General features: G+C 72.0%; 14 protein-coding genes and 1 pseudogene. 10 read left to right on the top strand and 5 right to left on the bottom strand.

The genetic code is table 11. The features are described 5' to 3' along the window. Positions 1-177: 177 nt before the first annotated feature. Entirely contained in the window at positions 178-645 is a 468-nt protein-coding gene (locus OV079_RS09240) for a nuclear transport factor 2 family protein (RefSeq protein WP_267767543.1), read from the bottom strand. Between the two features lie 146 nt (positions 646-791). Here OV079_RS09240 and OV079_RS09235 point away from each other — a divergent pair, with 146 nt between their 5' ends. Further along, positions 792-2,387 carry a XylR N-terminal domain-containing protein gene (locus tag OV079_RS09235; RefSeq protein ID WP_267767542.1) on the top strand — a complete coding sequence of 532 codons (1,596 nt, stop codon included), beginning with the start codon at positions 792-794 and terminating at the stop codon, positions 2,385-2,387. Between the two features lie 8 nt (positions 2,388-2,395). Here the strand turns inward: OV079_RS09235 and OV079_RS09230 are convergent, their stop codons facing one another. Both OV079_RS09230 and OV079_RS09225 read right to left on the bottom strand, forming a co-directional pair. Beyond that, on the bottom strand, positions 2,396-2,701 hold the full coding sequence (locus OV079_RS09230; protein ID WP_267767541.1) for a putative quinol monooxygenase: 306 nt from the start codon (positions 2,699-2,701) through the stop codon (positions 2,396-2,398). 184 nt (positions 2,702-2,885) lie between these two features. Beyond that, entirely contained in the window at positions 2,886-3,341 is a 456-nt protein-coding gene (locus OV079_RS09225) for a hypothetical protein (RefSeq protein ID WP_267767539.1), read from the bottom strand. A 337-nt stretch (positions 3,342-3,678) separates the two neighbouring features. Between OV079_RS09225 and OV079_RS09220 the strand changes: the two genes are divergently transcribed. After that, positions 3,679-4,701 carry an FG-GAP repeat domain-containing protein gene (locus OV079_RS09220; RefSeq protein ID WP_267767537.1) on the top strand — a complete coding sequence of 341 codons (1,023 nt, stop codon included), beginning with the start codon at positions 3,679-3,681 and terminating at the stop codon, positions 4,699-4,701. Between the two features lie 1,559 nt (positions 4,702-6,260). Here the strand turns inward: OV079_RS09220 and OV079_RS09210 are convergent. Beyond that, positions 6,261-6,716 carry a cupin domain-containing protein gene (locus OV079_RS09210; protein WP_267767535.1) on the bottom strand — a complete coding sequence of 152 codons (456 nt, stop codon included), beginning with the start codon at positions 6,714-6,716 and terminating at the stop codon, positions 6,261-6,263. Positions 6,717-6,787: 71 nt separating this feature from the next. On the opposite strand from OV079_RS09210, the gene OV079_RS09205 reads away from it, so the two are divergent. From OV079_RS09205 to OV079_RS09195, 3 genes are read left to right on the top strand one after another with little or no spacing between them, the layout of a single operon-like run. After that, a complete protein-coding gene (locus tag OV079_RS09205; protein ID WP_267767533.1) occupies positions 6,788-7,354 on the top strand; it encodes a hypothetical protein in 567 nt (188 codons plus the stop codon). Beyond that, positions 7,237-7,584 (top strand): Smr/MutS family protein, encoded by a 348-nt coding sequence (locus OV079_RS55680; protein WP_338088883.1) that lies wholly within the window; start codon positions 7,237-7,239, stop codon positions 7,582-7,584. The genes OV079_RS09205 and OV079_RS55680 overlap by 118 nt, the downstream gene beginning before the upstream one ends. Positions 7,585-7,627: 43 nt before the next feature. After that, the gene (locus OV079_RS09195; RefSeq protein WP_267767529.1) at positions 7,628-9,217 is read left to right on the top strand and encodes a Na+/H+ antiporter; all 1,590 of its coding nucleotides are present in this window, start codon (positions 7,628-7,630) and stop codon (positions 9,215-9,217) included. A 36-nt stretch (positions 9,218-9,253) separates the two neighbouring features. On the opposite strand, the gene OV079_RS09190 is transcribed toward OV079_RS09195, so the two are convergent. Next, on the bottom strand, positions 9,254-9,583 hold the full coding sequence (locus tag OV079_RS09190) for a hypothetical protein (protein WP_267767526.1): 330 nt from the start codon (positions 9,581-9,583) through the stop codon (positions 9,254-9,256). A gap of 42 nt (positions 9,584-9,625) precedes the next feature. Here OV079_RS09190 and OV079_RS09185 point away from each other — a divergent pair, with 42 nt between their 5' ends. The 5 genes and pseudogenes from OV079_RS09185 to OV079_RS57505 form a co-directional block, all read left to right on the top strand. Then, the gene (locus OV079_RS09185) at positions 9,626-10,054 is read left to right on the top strand and encodes a hypothetical protein (RefSeq protein ID WP_267767525.1); all 429 of its coding nucleotides are present in this window, start codon (positions 9,626-9,628) and stop codon (positions 10,052-10,054) included. Positions 10,055-10,252: 198 nt separating this feature from the next. Continuing rightward, positions 10,253-13,123, top strand: coding sequence for a PAS domain-containing protein (locus OV079_RS09180; protein WP_267767524.1), 2,871 nt, complete (start codon positions 10,253-10,255; stop codon positions 13,121-13,123). 296 nt (positions 13,124-13,419) lie between these two features. Then, positions 13,420-14,841 (top strand): phospholipase D-like domain-containing protein, encoded by a 1,422-nt coding sequence (locus tag OV079_RS09175; protein ID WP_267767523.1) that lies wholly within the window; start codon positions 13,420-13,422, stop codon positions 14,839-14,841. A gap of 444 nt (positions 14,842-15,285) precedes the next feature. Then, entirely contained in the window at positions 15,286-15,843 is a 558-nt protein-coding gene (locus OV079_RS09170) for a hypothetical protein (protein WP_267767522.1), read from the top strand. Between the two features lie 41 nt (positions 15,844-15,884). After that, positions 15,885-16,301, top strand: a pseudogene (locus OV079_RS57505) (AIPR family protein); the annotation flags it as partial. Between the last annotated feature and the right edge of the window lie 136 nt (positions 16,302-16,437).

Below are 16,437 nucleotides of genomic sequence, written 5' to 3'. Positions count from 1 at the left end.
GTGCCGGGAGTCGCGTCCGGTGAAATCCGGGCGTGGCGGCACGGCTTGACCGTGTTCCAGCTTCACCGGCCCGCAAGCAGTCTCATGCGATTTGCCGCGAGCGCTCGCGCGGGGCCGCGAATCATCACACCACGCGCGGGCGAGCGGCCGGCGACGGACCGCCCCCGCGGTCGCCGCTCACGAGCGGCCGGCCATGTACGCCGCGAGCTGGCGCCGCGCCTGGCGTTGCAGCGAGCGTTCGAAGAAGCCGGTCCACCCGAGCACGAGCCCCGGCAGGCCCACCGCCTGCCGCGCCCACGCCCACAGCGGGAAGTCGTCGTCGTGGCGCACGATCTTGCCGTCGCGGAATTCGAACCGCGCCTCGACCACGTTGTGGACCTTCCGCCCGGTGCTGAACGTGTACCACGCCTCCCAGTGGGCCGAGCCGCGCCGGTCGTCGGCCGTGACGTCGCGGAACTCGATCTTCAGGTCCTTGCCGCGCTCGCACAGCATCCGCCACATCTCGCCGGCCTCGCGCCCGCGCAGGCCCGGGAACGCGTGGTCGCTGAACTCCACGTCGTCGGCGTAGCAGGCCGCCATCCCGGCCGCGTCACGGGCGGCGAAGCAGGTGTAAAAGCGCTGGATGGTCTCGGCGTTGGGATGCATGTGCGCGGCGAGTCTACCGCAGCGCCGTCGACCGCAACGCCCGGGAGAGTCCTCGTCCGCGCGCCCGGGCAATTTCGCCCCCCGGCAGCGTACGCGCGAACGTCGGGCTTGATCGCCGCATTCGCCCGGGCCTACCTTCCTCGGACGTGAGCGAGGAGAACCCCTTCGTCGCGGCCGGCGACGACGACGCGCTGCGGCTGCCCGACAGCGCCGACCTGCTCAAGCACCTGCGCTTCTCGCCGCGCGACGGCCGGATCACCCTCGGCGACGAGCGCATGGTCCTGGTCCACGTCAGCGCCCTCGCGGCGCTGCGGCGCGAGCTCATCGCGGCGCTCGGCGTCGCCCGGGCGCGGGCCGTGTTCACGCGCATGGGCTACGTGTCCGGCCAACGCGACGGCGAGCACGCCCGCCGGGTCCGCGGCACCGCCAGCTACTACGACCTGTTCGCCGCCGGCCCGCAGCTGCACGCCCTCGAGGGCATGGTCGCGGTGCGCCCGCTCGAGGTGCAATTCGACATCGAGCGCGGCCACTACCGCGGCGAGTTCGCCTGGCGCAGCTCCGCCGAGGTCGAGGCCCACCTCGGCAGCGAGGGCCGCGCGGCCGAGCCGGTGTGCTGGACCCTGCTCGGCTACGCCAGCGGCTTCACCACCGTCTTCATGGGTCGGCCGATCGTCTACCGCGAGGTCGCCTGTCGCGCCTGCGGGGCGCGTCACTGCCGGATCGTCGGCCGCCCGCTCGGCGACGGCCCGCCCCCGCCCGGGTTCGAGTTTTTGGCCACGGGGCCGCTCACGACCCCGAGCGCGAGCGGAGCCGCCGCCCCGGCCGCGCGCGCCGAGGGCCCCGTCATCGGCTGCGCCACCGGGCTGCGCGCCGCCTGGGCCCTGGTCGAGCGGGTCGCCGGCGCCGAGCTCCCGGTCCTCCTCGAGGGCGAGCCCGGCGTCGGCAAGCGCCACCTCGCCCGCGCCGTGCACGACCGCAGCCGCCGCGCCGCCGGCCCCTTCGTGGTCGTCCGCGCCGGCGCCCTCGACCGCCCGGCCCTCGCCGACGCGCTCGCGCGGGCCCGCGGCGGCAGCCTCCTCGTCGCCGACCTCGACCGCCTCGCACCTGACCTTCAGGACAGCCTGCTCCACGCCCTCGACACCGGCGATCACGACCTGCGCTGGCTGGCGAGCACGCGGGTCGACCTGCGGCGCGGCGGCCTCGTGCGCGACGAGTTGGTCCAGCGCCTCGGCGCCTTCCCGATCTGGCTGCCGCCGCTGCGCGAGCGGCGGGAGGACATCCCGCTGCTCCTCGGCCGCTTCCTCGACCAGCAGGCGCACGCGCTCGGGCGGCGCCTGGGCGGCGTCACCGAGGCGGCCAACAACGCCCTCCTCGACCACGACTACCCCGGCAACGTGCGCGAGCTGTGGGGTCGGGTCGCCCGCGCCGCGGTGCTCGTCGGCGACGACGAGCCGATCGATCGCGGCCACCTCTTCGGCGGCGACGAGGCTCCGGCGGCGCGCCTCGAGCTCGCGCCCGCCGGCGTCCTGCAGCCGATCCGCCCCGCCCTCGATCCCGCCGCTCCGGGCGTCGACGATCTCATCGACGCCCTGCTCGATCGGCGCGCCGGCATCGAGGCGCTCGAGCAGGCCCTGATCCGCGGCGCGGTCGAGCGCGCCGGGGGCAACCTCGCCGCGGCCGCGCGCCTCCTCGGCCTCACCCGGCCGCAGCTCGCCTATCGCTTCCGCAAGACCGACGGCTGAGCCGCGCCTCACACGATCTGGCTGTAGCGCACGATCTGCGGCGGCACCGCCAGCAGCGGCGCCAGCTTGCCCAGGACCGCCCCGACGTGCGGGCTCGTCATGTGCGCGTCGACCGACGCCAGCCCGTCCCAGTGCTCGATGGTGATGAGCTGGTGCGGGTTCGACGATTGCTGGTGGACATCGAAGCGGAGGTTGCCGGGCTGCGCGCGGCTGGTGCGCGCCAGCTCGCCGAGCAGCGCCGCCAGCTCGGCGACGTGGTCGGGGTGGGCCTGGAGGGTGGCGACGACGTGGACGTGATCGTTGGCAGTGCTCATGGCGCGAGGCTGGCTGCGCGCGGGCCCGCTGTCACTTGCGCATATCGTCGATCGCCGCGGCCGCCCCGGCCTCTCGATCTCACCGAATCATGCACCCCGCGCACTCGCGCGCCGCCCGTCCGTCGCGCGTCGCCGCGTTCGGGAATCGGGCGCCGCCGGCCGCGCGCGAGGTTTGGCGCGCCCCTCAATGCAGCAGCTTGATCTCCGTCACGATTCCGCCCTCGACCGCGACCTCGAATTCGTTGAACGTCCCGTCGCAGGTGCTCGTGGCCTGCACGTAGCGGCCGGTCTTCGGCCCGCTCGTGCAGCGGATGAAGGTGTGGAACGCCACCTCGCGCTCGCCGGCGGTCCGGCGCTGCGTGTCCGCGGGCGGGCCCCACGCCATGAACGCCGCGAACTCCTGCGAGCCGGCCTTGAGCTCGCCGCGTTTGGCCGCCGCGCGCTCGGCCTCGGGGAGCGCCTGCCACCTGTCCCAAAGACCCTTCTTTTGGAGGAAGGCCTGGCGCTGCGCCTTCGGCACCTTCAGGTACTCGGCGCGGTCCTTCTCGCCGTCGAGGTTCTGGTAGAAGCGCCGGTCGAGGCCGCGGAGGCGCTCGGGCGACGAGGCGCAAGCCAGGGCGCCGCACACGAGCGTGCCCATGAGTGTACGAAAGATCGGGTGTGACATCGGTACCTGCGGTTGGCGACGACCGGCGTCCGCGCGCGGTTCGTCGAGCGTGACGCGTCGACGGACCGGGCCCGGCCTCGCTTCTCGCCCGCGCGTCAACCGACGGTAAACGGCGAGCCTCTTCCCGTTCACGAAGCACCGACGTCGCGGCCCGCGTTCGTCGCGCCTCGGTTGCGGCCCGAGGACCGTCGTCGCTCGCGGACAAGCGCAGAAACAGCCCGGGGGTCCGCCGGTTGATCGGCCCAGGGTCCTGTGATGATCTTCGCCGGCGATGCAGCGAACGAGGTTGGGTCGGAGTACGGGTTTATTGATGTGGTTCGTCGGCGCGGTCGGCTGCGGCGACAGCGGCGGCACGGTCACTGCCAGCGAGGGCAGCACCGCCTCGACCACCGGCGTCACCACCGAAGGCACCGCCACCACGGACCCGACCACCACCGGCGTGCCGACCACCGGTCCGACCTCGGGCGGCATGACCGCGGGCGAGACCATGACGGGCACCACCGCCGTCACCACCGACGCCACCAGCAGCACCACCGACGCCATCACCGGCACCAGCACCACCGGCGACGACCTGTGCGAGGGCGGCACCCTGTGCGGTCAGCCGGCCACCTGCTGCCCCGCCGGCAACGAGTGCCTCCTCGACAACTGCCTGCCGACATGTGACAGCGGCGTCTACTGCGGCCCCAGCCTCGACTGCTGCGCCGCCGGCCAGGTCTGCTCGGGCGCCGAGTGCGTCACTCCGGGCGCCCCGTGCCAGGACTCCTACGACTGCCAGCCTGGCGAGTACTGCGAGCAGACCCTGGGCCAGTGCCTGCCGCAGCCCGATCCGCTGACCTGCGAGATCGTGCCCGAGTTCGACACCCTGAGCGCCGTTCCCGAGTGGTCGTGGACCGAAGAAGAGGTGTTCTCGAGCCCCGCGGTCGCCGACCTCGACGGCGACGGCGTGCCCGAGGTCGTCATCAACACCACCCGCTACAAGGACTCCGACGACTACCAGGTCGGCGTGATCATCGTCCTCGACGGCGCCACCGGCCTCGAGAAGTTCCGCATCGACCACGACCCGAACAACAACAAGTTCGGCTCGCAGGGCCGCACCACCGTCGCCGTCGGCGACGTCAGCGGCGACGGCCTGCCCGACATCGTCTATCCCGGCCGCGTCAGCGGCGGCAAGAGCCGATCCACGCCGTCGACGGCATGGGCAACTGGCTGTGGACCTCGCACGCCACCAACCCGAACCAGATCTCGCCGACCACCCGCTTCGACAACGGCGGCATCACCCTCGCCAACTTCGACGAGGACGACCAGGCCGAGATCGTCGTCGGCGCCATGCTGATCGACCACGACGGCCTCGTCGTGTGGAACCTGAACAACAACGGCGGCATCGTCGGCTCGCCGGCCGGCTACCTCGGCGGTATCTCGGCCGTCGCCGACCTGACCGGCGACGGTTACCCCGAGATCGTCAGCGGCAAGCAGGCCTGGTCGGTGAACTGGACCGCCGGTGACCCGCCGACCGTCGCCGTCACCGAGCTGTGGAACAACAACAACGGCACCGACGGCTGGCCGGCGATCGCCGACCTCGACCAGAACGGCACCCCCGAGGTCGTCCTGGCCGCCAGCGGCAACGTGCGCGTGCTCGACGGCCTCACCGGCGAGCTGTGGTGCGGCATCGATCCGACCGGCGTCGCCTGTGAGGGCAACGACGGCATGCGCACCCAGCCGGCGGCGGTCCCCGGCGGCGGCCTCGGCGGCCCGCCCACGGTCGCCGACTTCGACGGCGACGGCCGGCCCGAGCTCGCGGTCGCCGGCGCCTCACGCTACACCGTGTACGACCTCAACCGCGACGGCGAGGAGATCGTCAAGCCCAACGGCGACCCGATGCCGGCCGCCGGCGCCATCTACCGTCGCTGGTCGGCCACCACCCAGGATCAGTCGTCGAACGCCACCGGCTCGTCCGTGTTCGACTTCCAGGGCGACGGCGCGGCCGAGGTCACCTACAACGACGAGTGCTACGCCCGCGTCTACTCCGGCAAGGACGGCTCGGTCCTGCTGCAGATCGAGAACTCGAGCGCCACCGTCCACGAGTACCCGCTGGTGGTCGACGCCGACGCCGACGGCAACTCGGAGATCCTCATGGTCGCCACCAACGGCGGCGGCTGCAACGCCCCGGGCTACCAGCAGCGCCGCGGCGTCTACCTCTACGGCGACGCCGGCGACGGCTGGGTGCCGACCCGGCGCGTGTGGACGCAGCACACCTACCACGTCACCGGCACCACCTCGGCCGGCAACGTCCCGGCCAAGGAGGCCGACAACTGGACCACGCCGGGCCTCAACAACTACCGGCAGAACGTCCAGGGCGAGGGCGTGTTCAACGCCCCCGACCTCACCGTCGAGCTCTCGATCGGCCTCGGCTTCTGCGCCGATCAGCTCGAGCTCATCGCCACCGTCCGCAACGAGGGTGCCCTCGGCGTGCCGGCCGGCGTCGCGGTCGACTTCTACCAGGGCCAGGACGCCACCGGCACCCTGCTGCTGAGCACCGTCACCGCCACCGCCCTCCTCCCCGGCGGCTCGGAGAAGGTCAAGCTGCTGATCCAGGCCCCGCCCGTCGACATGCCCGCCGACTACTTCGTCGAGGTCGACCACGCCAGCCAGGGCAACGGCGACGTCGCCGAGTGCAACGAGGCCAACAACACCGACCTCACCACCTCGGCCGCCTGCCCCGCGCCGGGCTGACCGGTCCCCCGGGGCATGTCCTCGAAGACATGCCCCATCGCGCATGCCTCTAAGGACATGGCCCCGCGGCCATGTCCCGAAGCACCGCTCAGACCGCCGACGCCGGCCGGCCCGCGCCCGCCCCCTCGGCACGCGGCAGCGCGGCCCCGCCGGAGCGGCGGCTCACTTGCGCGGCGGGTACGGCGTCCCGTCGCGGTGCACGTACCCGTCCGGCGTCGCGCGCAGGTCGACGTCCGGGTACTCCGCCACGTCCTGCTTGTCGTCGGTCCCGACCTCGAGCACCACCGCCACCTCCGTCCCGCGGTTCTGCAGCTGGTGCCCGTCGGCCACACCATGGGGGAAGCCCGCGCAGTCGCCCGCGCGCAGCACCGTCTCGCCCGCGTTCGTCACCAGCACCACCTCGCCGGCCAGCACGTAGACGAACTCGTCCTCGCGCGAGTGCCAGTGGCGCTGGCTCGACCACGTGCCCGGCTGCAGGTGCAGCAGGTTGACGCCGAACTGCGACAGCCCCGCCGCCGCGCCCAGCCGGACCCGCTTGCGGTCCAGGCACGGCGCGTCGAACGGCGCCGGATAGCCGCTGCCGACCCACGTCGGCGCCTTGTCGATGTCGATCTTCATGCCCGCTTCTAGCACGCCCGCGCCGCCGCGCCTGGCCCTTCGCCGCCGACCGCCCCTACACTGGGCGGGTCATGGCTCCCGGCGAGGCCTTCGGCCACGAACTCGACGCTCTCCTCGCCGCTTGCGACCGCGAGGCCGCGCGCACCGACGACGGCGCCCGCCTCGGCGCCGGCACCCTCGACCTCGAGGTCCGGCTCCGCGGCGCCCGCCTCACCGTCGACCTGTCCGGCTGGACATACTCTGCCGATCTGACCGACGACGACGACGGCTGCGACCACGCCGCCCTCGCCCTCGACCTGATCGGCGCCGCCCTGTTCGGCGACCTGAGGATCGTCGCGGAGCGCTGGCCCGGTCGCGCCGGCCGCTTCACCCTCGAGCTCCGCCTCGGCGAGCGCTGGCAGCCCGGCCCCGTCCAGGGCCTCCGCCCGTGGAACCCGTTCGCCCGCGCCGCCGTCAGCGTCCATCACTGCGCCCTCCCGCGGCCCGCCGCCTACCGCCCGAGCGCCGCGCCGCCCTTGCCGTGGGCCCCGTGGGCCGGCCGCGCCGGCTTCTTCGGCGCCCTCCCCGACGAGGGCGGCGCCGCCGGCTCCCGGTCGACGGCGAGCTCGACCTCCACAACTTCAGCCCCAGGGACGTAAAGCGCCTGGTCCTCGAGTACCTCGACGTCTGCCTCGCGCGCGGCATCCTCGAGGTCCGGATCGTCCACGGCAAGGGCATCGGCGCCCTGCGGCGGACCGTGCACGCCATCCTCGATCGTCACCCGCGCGTCGTCGGCTACCGCCTCGGCGGCCACCGCGGCGGCGGATGGGGCGCCACCGTCGTCGACCTGTCCCCCGGGCCAGCTTCGCCCCGCGACCGCGACGACTGACGTGGACCGCCTCGCCGGCCCGCGTTAGCTTCGGGGCGCGCCGATGCTGCACCACGAACTCCTGCTCGTCCTCTCGCTGCTGTTCGCCATCGGCGTGCTGCACGTGCTCAGCGGCCGGCTCGGCATCAGCTACCCGATCCTGCTGGTCCTCGGCGGCCTCGCGCTCAGCCTCGTGCCCGGCGCCCCCCACGTCAGCCTCGACCCCGACCTCGTGTTCCTGGTGTTCTTGCCGCCGCTGCTCTACGAGGCCGCGTGGTTCACCCCGTGGAAGGAGTTCGTGCGGCTGCGCGGACCTATCGCCCTGCAGGCGTTCGGCCTCGTCCTGTGCACCGCCGGCGCCGTCGCCCTGTTCGCCCACGCCCTCATCCCCCAGTTCTCGCTCGCTCTCGGCTTCATGCTCGGCGGCATCATCTCGCCGCCCGACGCCGTCGCCGCCACCAGCGTCCTCCACGGCATGCGGGTCCCGCGGGTCGCCGTCGGGATCCTCGAGGGCGAGAGCCTCGTCAACGACGCCGCCTCGCTGATCGTGTTCCGCTTCGCCCTGGCCGCCGTCGTCACCGGCAGCTTCGTCCCCGTCGACGTCGTCGGCGAGTTCTTCCGCGTCAGCCTCGGCGGCGTTGGCGTCGGCCTCGGCGTCGCCCTGCTCGTCTACGGCCTCCACCGCCTGCTGCCGAGCGCCCCGAGCGTCGACGCCAGCCTCACCGTCATGACCCCGTACCTCATGTACCTCGCCGCCGAGGGCCTGGGGTGCTCCGGCGTCCTCGCGGTGGTCGCCGGCGGCCTGTTCCTGTCGGCGCGCGCGCACGACTTCCTCTCCGCCACCTCGCGGGTCCAGGCCAACTTCGTGTGGAGCACCCTCGTCTTCCTCCTCAACGGCTTCGTCTTCATCCTCATCGGCCTGCAGCTGCCGCGGATCACCGAGGGCCTCGGCGCCGAGGCCCTCGCCGACGCCACCGGCTACGCCCTCGCCATCAGCCTGCTCACCATCGTCGTCCGCTTCGCCTGGGTGTTCGCCGCCGCCGCCGCCCTGCGGCTGCGGCGCTCACGGCCTGTAGACGCCCCCGATCCCGACTGGAAGGCCCTCGTCGTCATCGCCTGGGCCGGCATGCGCGGCGTCGTCTCGCTCGCCTCGGCGCTGGCCGTCCCCTTGACCCTCGCCGACGGCGTCACCGCCTTTCCGCACCGTCACCTCATCCTCTTCATCACCTTCGTCGTCATCCTCGTCACCCTCGTGCTGCAGGGCATCAGCCTCCCGCTCGTCGTCCGCCTGCTCCGCTTCGGCCCTGGCGACGAAGTGAGGCGCGCCCGCGACGAACAGGCGCTGTCGGCCCACCTCGCCGCCGCCGCGCTCGCCCACCTCGATCGGCATTACCCCGACGAGCACCGCCAGCACGACGCGATCCAGCGCGTGCGGGCCCACCACGCCGCCGTCCTCCATGCCGCGCAGACGGGCCTCCCCGTCGAGGCCGACCTGCGGGCCGAGCACCACAAGCTGATGCTCGACCTGGTCCGCGCGCAGAAGCGGGCGCTGCTGCTGGCCCGCCGCGACGGCACCTACGATCACGAAGTCCTGCGCGCCGCCGAGGAGCAGCTCGACATGGAAGAGGTCCGACTGCACCGCGCCCTCCATTGACCGCCGCCTGGCTTCCGCCCGCGCGAGGCGATAGAGTCACCTCGTGAGGCCTCGCGTCGCGCACCTGTCCGTCCTCGTCCTGTGGGGATGCCTGCGCCCGAACCCCGGCTTCGACGGCGCCGACGTCAGCGACGGCGCGAGCGCCTCGACCACCGCCGCCACCACCGGCACCGGCACCAGCACCACCACCACCGGCGTCCCGACCACCGGCCCCGCCTCCACCGCCGAGACCGTCGATCCGACCGCCGTCGCCCCCTCGACCACCAGCACCACCAGCACCACCGTCGACACGACCACCGGCCTGCCGGGCCCCGTCACCTTGCGCCCGTACGAGCTGGCCAACTGCGTCGACGGTCCTTTCTGCATGAGCGGCGGCGATCCGGTCTCGGCCAAGGTCGAGGCCGTCGAGTGCTTCACCGCCCCGGCCGCGCCGCCCTGCAGCTCACCCGGCTCGGCTTCCAGATCCGCTTCGCCGAGGGCGAGCCGACGGCCAAGCTCGACGTCCTCCCCTACGATCCCGGCAACCACGCCCCCGTGCTCGCCGTGCTCGACACCCGCGACCTCGGCCCGATCCCGGCCGACACGACCTACCGCAGCTTCGACCTCGACCCGCCTGTCCTTTTGGACATCCAGGACTTCTGCCTGCGGATCACCGGCGGCGGCGCGACCTCGACCCTCGTCCTCAACACCGATCACGAGGGCATGGCCCCGGGCGACGGCCTCGTCGCCATCGACGATCCCGGCGACTTCTGCGACACCCCGCTGACCAACCTGCGCGAGTGGTACGACTCTCCGTTCGCCCACTTCTGCCTCGACGTCGACCTCGACTCGGTGTGAGCGGCACCTGCCCCGAAGGCCAGCCGAGCCCGGACGCGCCGCCGGCGCCCCGCCATGGACCGCTCCGAGCGCTCGCGCGGCCGCGAACGCGCCGAAGCGCCCGGCCCTCGTTCGCGCCCGTCCCGCGACGTTGACCGCCTCCACGCACGCAGACCCCACATTGGCTGCGTCGAGACCCGCCCGTACACTCTCTCGCGGATGCGCCCCGCCGACGCTACCCCCGAGGCCACGGTCGAGCGCGCTCTCTGCCTGGCCGGCGTCGGCGAGCTCGAGCGGCTGCTCGACCTCGGCGTCCGTCTCTCCTCCGGTCTCGATCCGGACCCGATCCTCGTCGCCACCCTCGCCGAGGCCGCCGCGCTCGTCGGCGCAGACATGGGCCTCTTGCGCCTCGTCGACGACGCGTGCCGTCCGGACCTCGGCACCAGCCTCGGCCTCGCCCTCGACGCGCTCGCGCCCCTCGGCAGCGTCAGCCTCCTGTGTTGCCGGCGGGGCGCCCCCGTCGTCATCGCCGACACCGACCTCGACCCGCTCGCGGTCGAGGCCCAGGAGGTCGCGCCGGGCCGCGTTCGAGCCCTCCACGCCGTCCCCCTGCTCACTCGTGACGGTCGGGTCCTCGGCGTCCTCACCCTCTACTTCCCGCGGCCCGGGTCGCTCTCCCAGCGCGCCGTCGAGCTCCTCGGCCGCTGCGTCCAGGTCGCCGCCGGGCCGCTGGAGAACGCCCTGCAGCACCGCCGCCTCGCCCGGGAGCTGGCCGACAGCCGCGCCGCCGAGGCCGCGCGCGCAGCCGAGGCCGGGCGCCTCTCGCTGGGCCTGCATGCCGCCGGCGTGTGCGCCTGGGAGTGGAACACCGAGACCGGCGAGGTCCTGTGGTCCGAGGCGATCTTCGACATCTTGGGCCTGAAGCCCGGCGACCCGACCCCGAACGCCGAAGAGTGGTTTTCACTCATGCACCCCGAGGACGTCGAGGGCGCCCGCAGCAACACCGAGCGCTCCGTCCGCGCCCGCACCTCGGCCTACGCCGAATTCCGGGTGCGCCGCACCGACGGCACCTACCGGTGGCTCGCCGCCAAGGGCGACCTGATGCCCACGCCGGAAGGTGGTCCGGTCCGCTACGTCGGCGCCAACTACGACATCACCGCCCGCCGCGAGGCCGTGGCCGCCCTGCGCGACAACGAGGAGCGCCAGCGCAAGCTCGCCGACAACCTCCCGTCCGGCTTCATCTATCAGGTCCTCGAGCACCCCGACGGCACGCGCCGCTTCAGCTACGTCAGCCGCGGCGTCGAGGCCATCTCCGGCGTCGGGCCCGACGAGATCCTCGCCCACCCGCTCGGCCTCTACGCCTGGATCGCCCCCGAGGACGTCGCGCTCGTCACCCGCGAAGAGGCCGCCGCGTTCCGCTCGCGCGAGCACTTCGACTGTCTGTTCCGGATCTGCGGCCGCCGCGGCGTCCGCTGGTTGAACTGCCGCTCGGCCCCGCGGCGCCAGGCCGACGGCACCACCGCGTGGGACGGCATCGCCCTCGACGTCACCGAGCGCGTGCAGGCCGAGGAGGCCCTGCGGGCCAGCGAGGCCCGCTATCGCAGCCTCTTCAGCTCGATCGACGAGGGCTTCTGCGTCATCGAGGTCCTGTTCGCCGGCGACCGCCCCGTCGACTACCGCTTCCTCGAGGTCAACCCCGCCTTCGAGAAGCACACCGGCCTGCGCGACGCCGCCGGCAAGACCATGCGCGAGCTGGCCCCCGACCACGACGCCCACTGGTTCGAGGTCTACGGCGAGGTCGCGCGCACCGGCCGGCCGACGCGGTTCGTCAACGAGGCCAAGGCGCTCGGCGACCGCTGGTTCGACGTCTACGCCTTCAGGCTCGGCGACGGCGACCGCGTCGCCATCCTCTTCACCGACATCAGCGCCCGCCGCCACGCCGAGGCCGAGCGCGAGCGCCTGGTCGAGCAGCTCCGCGACGCCGACCGCAAGAAGGACGACTTCATCGCCCTCCTCGCCCACGAGCTGCGCAACCCGCTGGCGCCGATCCGCACCGGCCTGCAGGTCACCCGCCTCGCGCGCGGCAACCCCGACGTGATCGCGCGCGCGCAGGAGATGATGGATCGCCAGCTGTCGCACATGATCCGGCTGATCGACGACCTCATGGACGTCAGCCGGATCAGCCGCAACAAGCTCGAGCTGCGGCGCGGGCGGATCCTGCTCGCCGACGTGATCGGCAGCGCAGTCGAGACCGCGCGGCCGCAGATCGAGGCCGCGGGCCACGACCTGCAGCTCGCCCTGCCGCCCGGGCCGATCTGGCTCGACGCCGACCTCACCCGGCTGGCCCAGGTGTTCAGCAACCTGCTGACCAACAGCGCCAAGTACACCCCGGCCGGCGGGCGGATCCGCCTCGCCGCCGAGCGCCGCGGCGACGACGTCGTCGTCACCGTGACCGACAACGGCACCGGCATCCCGGCCGACTCGCTGACCTCGATCTTCGACATGTTCAGCCAGGTCGATCGCACCCTCGAGCGCAGCGCCGGCGGGCTCGGCGTCGGCCTCGCCCTCGTCAAGGGCCTGGTCGAGATGCACGGCGGCAGCGTCGCCGCCGCCAGCGACGGCGAGGGCCGCGGCAGCACCTTCACCGTGCGGCTCCCGGCGCTCGCCGACGTCGCCCGGCGCGCCCCCGAGGACGTCCCGCACCCCGCCCACGGCCCCGCCTGCCGCGTCCTCGTCGTCGACGACAACCACGACGGCGCCGGCGCCATGGCGATGATGCTGGAGATGCTCGGCCACGTCGTCCGCACCGCCCACGACGGCGTCGAGGCCGTCGAGGTCGCCGGCGCCTTCCGCCCGCAGGTCATCCTCATGGACGTCGGCATGCCGCGCCTCAACGGCCTCGACGCCACCCGCCAGATCCGCGAGCGCCCGTGGGGCAAGGACATCGCCATCATCGCCCTGACCGGCTGGGGCCAGGACGCCGACCGCGCCCGCTCGAAGGCCGCCGGCTGCGACTGTCACCTCGTCAAGCCGGTCAACCTCGGCGACCTCGAGCGCGCGCTCGACCAGTACGCCGTCCGCCGCGCCTGACGATCCGCCGGTCCCGGGGGACATGCTCGATGCAGCATGTCCCTTAAAACATGCATGTTGGAGCATGCCCTTTCAGACACGTACCGCCACGGTTCGTGCACGAGCGTGAGCAGGACGCCAGCGGGTCGACGTCCGCGTCGCACAGGACCCCGTCGGGGGCCTCGGTCTCCGAGCGCTTCGCCGTCGGGGACGTTCGCTCGCCCACGCTCGGATCAGCGCGTCGGTGATGCGCGCTGGCAGCAGGGCGAACCAACATCGCCTCGACAGCCTCGACGCCCGCGGGCACTCTCCGAGGCATGCACGAGGACGACGGCCTGCTTGCGATCGCCGACGGTCACGGCCCGTACCCCGTCCGCGGCGGCAATCGAGTGATCCCCTGGATCGACGGCGTCCCCTTCTACGATCGCCTCGCCGCCGCCGTCGCTGCCGCCCGCGCGCGCGTGTGGGCGGTCGTCTCCTTCATCGAGCCGGCCTTCTGCTTCCCGGACGGCCTCGCCTGGTGGGACCTGCTCGATCGCTGCCGCGCGCGCGGCCTCGACGTGCGGGTCCTGTTCTGGCGCAACCCGCGGTTCTCGAGCACTCGCCACGTCTTCCTCGGCGGCCCGGCCGAGCGCCAGCTCGCCGCCCGCCGGGCCACGTGGGCTGCCCGTTGGGACAGCTCCATCGAGCCCGCCCACTGTCACCACCAGAAGGCCTTCCTCGTCGACGCCGGCGAGCCCGACGCGCTCGCCTTCGTCGGCGGCATGGTCCTCAGCAACTCCACCCTCGCCCACCCCGGCCATCTCCGCGGCTCGCACAAGCACGACGCCTTCCTCGAGCTGCGCGGCCCCGTCGTCGCCGACGCCGAGCACAACTTCGTCCAGCGGTGGAACCTCGCCCGCATCGATCCCGCCGCCCCGCCGTGGCCCGACGAGCTGCGCGCCGGTCCGCTCCCGTGGCCCGAGCGCCTCCCGCCGGAGTGCGGCGACGTGCAGGTCCAGCTCGCCCGCAGCCTCGCGCCGGGCCTCTACCGCGGCCTCACGCCGGTCGTCGACGCCCGCCCCTTCGACAGCGAGGCCGGCGAGGCCGGCATCCTCGCCCACTACCTCGCTGCCATCGCCGCCGCCCGCCGCACGATCTACATCGAGAACCAGCACCCCGGCCAGCACGCCGTCCTGCAGGCCCTGGGCGCCGCCCTGAGCCGCGGCGTCCGCGTCGTCATGGTCGTCCCTGCCGACCCCATGCCGGCCATCTGGCACGCCGCCGCCGAGGTCGCCGAGCTCGCCCGTCACGGCCGCGAGCACGAGCACCGCTACGGCCCCACCTTCACGCAGCTGGCCGCCCTCGCCCGCCATCCCGGCTTCACCCTCGCCGCGCTCGCCCGCAGCGACGACGACGGCCACCGCGAGATCTACACCCACGCCAAGCTGTGCATCGTCGACGGCGCCTGGGCCACCCTCGGCTCGGCCAACCTCGTCGACCTCAGCCTCGAGCGCGACCACACCGAGCTCAACGCCGCCTGGTGGGGCCGCGCGAGCTGCCTCCCGCTCCTCCTCCAGCTCGTCGCCGAGCACACCGACGTCGCCGCCGACGACGACCTCGACGCCCTCGAGCGCTTCGCCGCCAGCGCCCGCGCCAGCCGCGACAGCCTGCTCCGCGGCGGCCCCGTGCTCGCCGGCTGCTACGCCCTCGACCCCGCGACCTACGCCCGCCGCCCGCCGCTCACCCAGGGCCCGTGACGCGCGCGCCGCTCGCTCCACCGAAACCATTCCTCGACTTCTCCGACCGGCCGCGAGCACCTCACGCCTGAGGACGCAAGCGGCGCTGCTTGCCGCGGTCTGTGTCAGAGCGGCTGCTAGACTCTTTCACACGTCTCCGCAGAGAGGGACGGCAAACGGAGCGGCTAGGTGGCGCCTGAGCCGCGGGCAGAGGCGACGACTGCTTCGTCGTCAAGGAAGCGCTTTCACCGCCAACGCGGCGTGTCATTCGACCCTCGACCGCAGCACTGCCGACCAGACGACCTGGACGCCCCTCGCGCGAGGTCCCGGCGCAAGTGAGGCCCCGTTCGCGGATGCGTCGCCTGCGCAGAAGGCGCTTCTCGTGACCGAAGAGATCGAGTAACCTTCGCCGCGCGGAGACGAGACATGCACACAAACCCCGGACCCACGGAGTTACCGCTCTTCTTGCGCACTGCGGAGGCCTTCTCGATCCACCTGCAAGAGAAGTTCTCTGACCATACAAATTTGGAGAAGGGGGACGGCTTCGTCGCCTTCGCATGCAAAATCCTCCCCCTTTGCGATTTTTGGGGCGATATGCCTCCCCCAGAGCCGAGCCCGAAGAAGACTCATGACCGGGGCATTGACTTGGTATCTGCCCATCCGACTGCGAAGGCGAAGATTTTTGGGCAGACGAAGTTCCGTATGCGAGAAGTGCAGGACTTCGACGGCGTAATCAGTAAGTTTGCGGCCTACGACAAGGAGCTTGCGTGCGAGTCCGAAGCCGAGCTCTCTCTGTTTCCCGAGCGAGTCGACGACGGCTCGACCTACGTCCTCGTAACATCCAGTAACCTCGGAGAAATCCGCCGACGCTACGAGGATTCTCGATTGCCGTCCTTGAATTCTATCGCCGCTTGCAGGCGAGCGGCAGACTCCAGGTTCTGGACGGTCCTCGCCTGCTCGGGACCTTGCAAACGCTCTATCGTCAAAGCTTCTTTATCGCGTCAGAGATCGATCTCCGGCTGAGCGCCGAGATTGTCCATGTAGACCCGGTATATCTCTCCGTCGTGTCTGGGGAAGCGCTGCGTGAGCTGTTCGAATCGAACGGCAGCAGCCTTTTCTTTGAGAACATTCGTGAATTTCTCGGGGTCAACGTCAAGGGCGACGTTCGAGGGAGTGTTAATGAGGCGATCACGGAAACACTGACTCAGTCTCCTGCGAAGATGCTTGGCCGCAATAATGGGATTACCTTCCGCGCCGACTCGGTTGAACGCATTGATAGCCGAACACTACGACTTCGTGGGGGGAGCATTGTGAATGGCTGCCAGACAACCATGTGCATTGTCCAGGCGGGCGAAGCTGCCGGCGCAGCAATGGTCGTTGTGAAGGTCGTTGTCGGCGAGGACTCATGGGAAGTGGCGAAGTCGGCGAATTACCAGAATCAAGTCTCGAGGATCGATCTCGAGCTCGCCCGCTTTCTACGTCCTCAGATTGTTCGAAAATCGCCATCAGCCTGGGATACGGAATGCCAGCGACGGGCAAGGAGAACATCTCCAACGTCCTCGACGAAATCCATCACACGAAGGTCTCGTACGACGCCCTCAGGCTATTGTACATCGG

The organism is Nannocystis pusilla, assembly GCF_026626665.1.
GTDB lineage: Bacteria > Myxococcota_A > Polyangia > Nannocystales > Nannocystaceae > Nannocystis > Nannocystis pusilla.
Note: the sequence above shows the minus strand (reverse complement) of the source record. Positions and strands in the feature narration are given on the sequence as shown.

What these genes read in the sequence shown, in the direction of transcription:
- OV079_RS09180 (WP_267767524.1), top strand. Translation starts at nt 10,253, where the DNA reads ATGCGCCCCGCCGACGCTACCCCCGAGGCCACGGTCGAGCGCGCTCTC.
- OV079_RS09240 (WP_267767543.1), bottom strand. Translation starts at nt 645, where the DNA reads ATGCATCCCAACGCCGAGACCATCCAGCGCTTTTACACCTGCTTCGCC.
- OV079_RS09230 (WP_267767541.1), bottom strand. Translation starts at nt 2,701, where the DNA reads ATGAGCACTGCCAACGATCACGTCCACGTCGTCGCCACCCTCCAGGCC.
- OV079_RS09225 (WP_267767539.1), bottom strand. Translation starts at nt 3,341, where the DNA reads ATGGGCACGCTCGTGTGCGGCGCCCTGGCTTGCGCCTCGTCGCCCGAG.
- OV079_RS09205 (WP_267767533.1), top strand. Translation starts at nt 6,788, where the DNA reads ATGGCTCCCGGCGAGGCCTTCGGCCACGAACTCGACGCTCTCCTCGCC.
- OV079_RS09190 (WP_267767526.1), bottom strand. Translation starts at nt 9,583, where the DNA reads ATGCAGAAAGGACCGTCGACGCAGTTGGCCAGCTCGTACGGGCGCAAG.
- OV079_RS09220 (WP_267767537.1), top strand. Translation starts at nt 3,679, where the DNA reads ATGTGGTTCGTCGGCGCGGTCGGCTGCGGCGACAGCGGCGGCACGGTC.
- OV079_RS09210 (WP_267767535.1), bottom strand. Translation starts at nt 6,716, where the DNA reads ATGAAGATCGACATCGACAAGGCGCCGACGTGGGTCGGCAGCGGCTAT.
- OV079_RS09175 (WP_267767523.1), top strand. Translation starts at nt 13,420, where the DNA reads ATGCACGAGGACGACGGCCTGCTTGCGATCGCCGACGGTCACGGCCCG.
- OV079_RS09195 (WP_267767529.1), top strand. Translation starts at nt 7,628, where the DNA reads ATGCTGCACCACGAACTCCTGCTCGTCCTCTCGCTGCTGTTCGCCATC.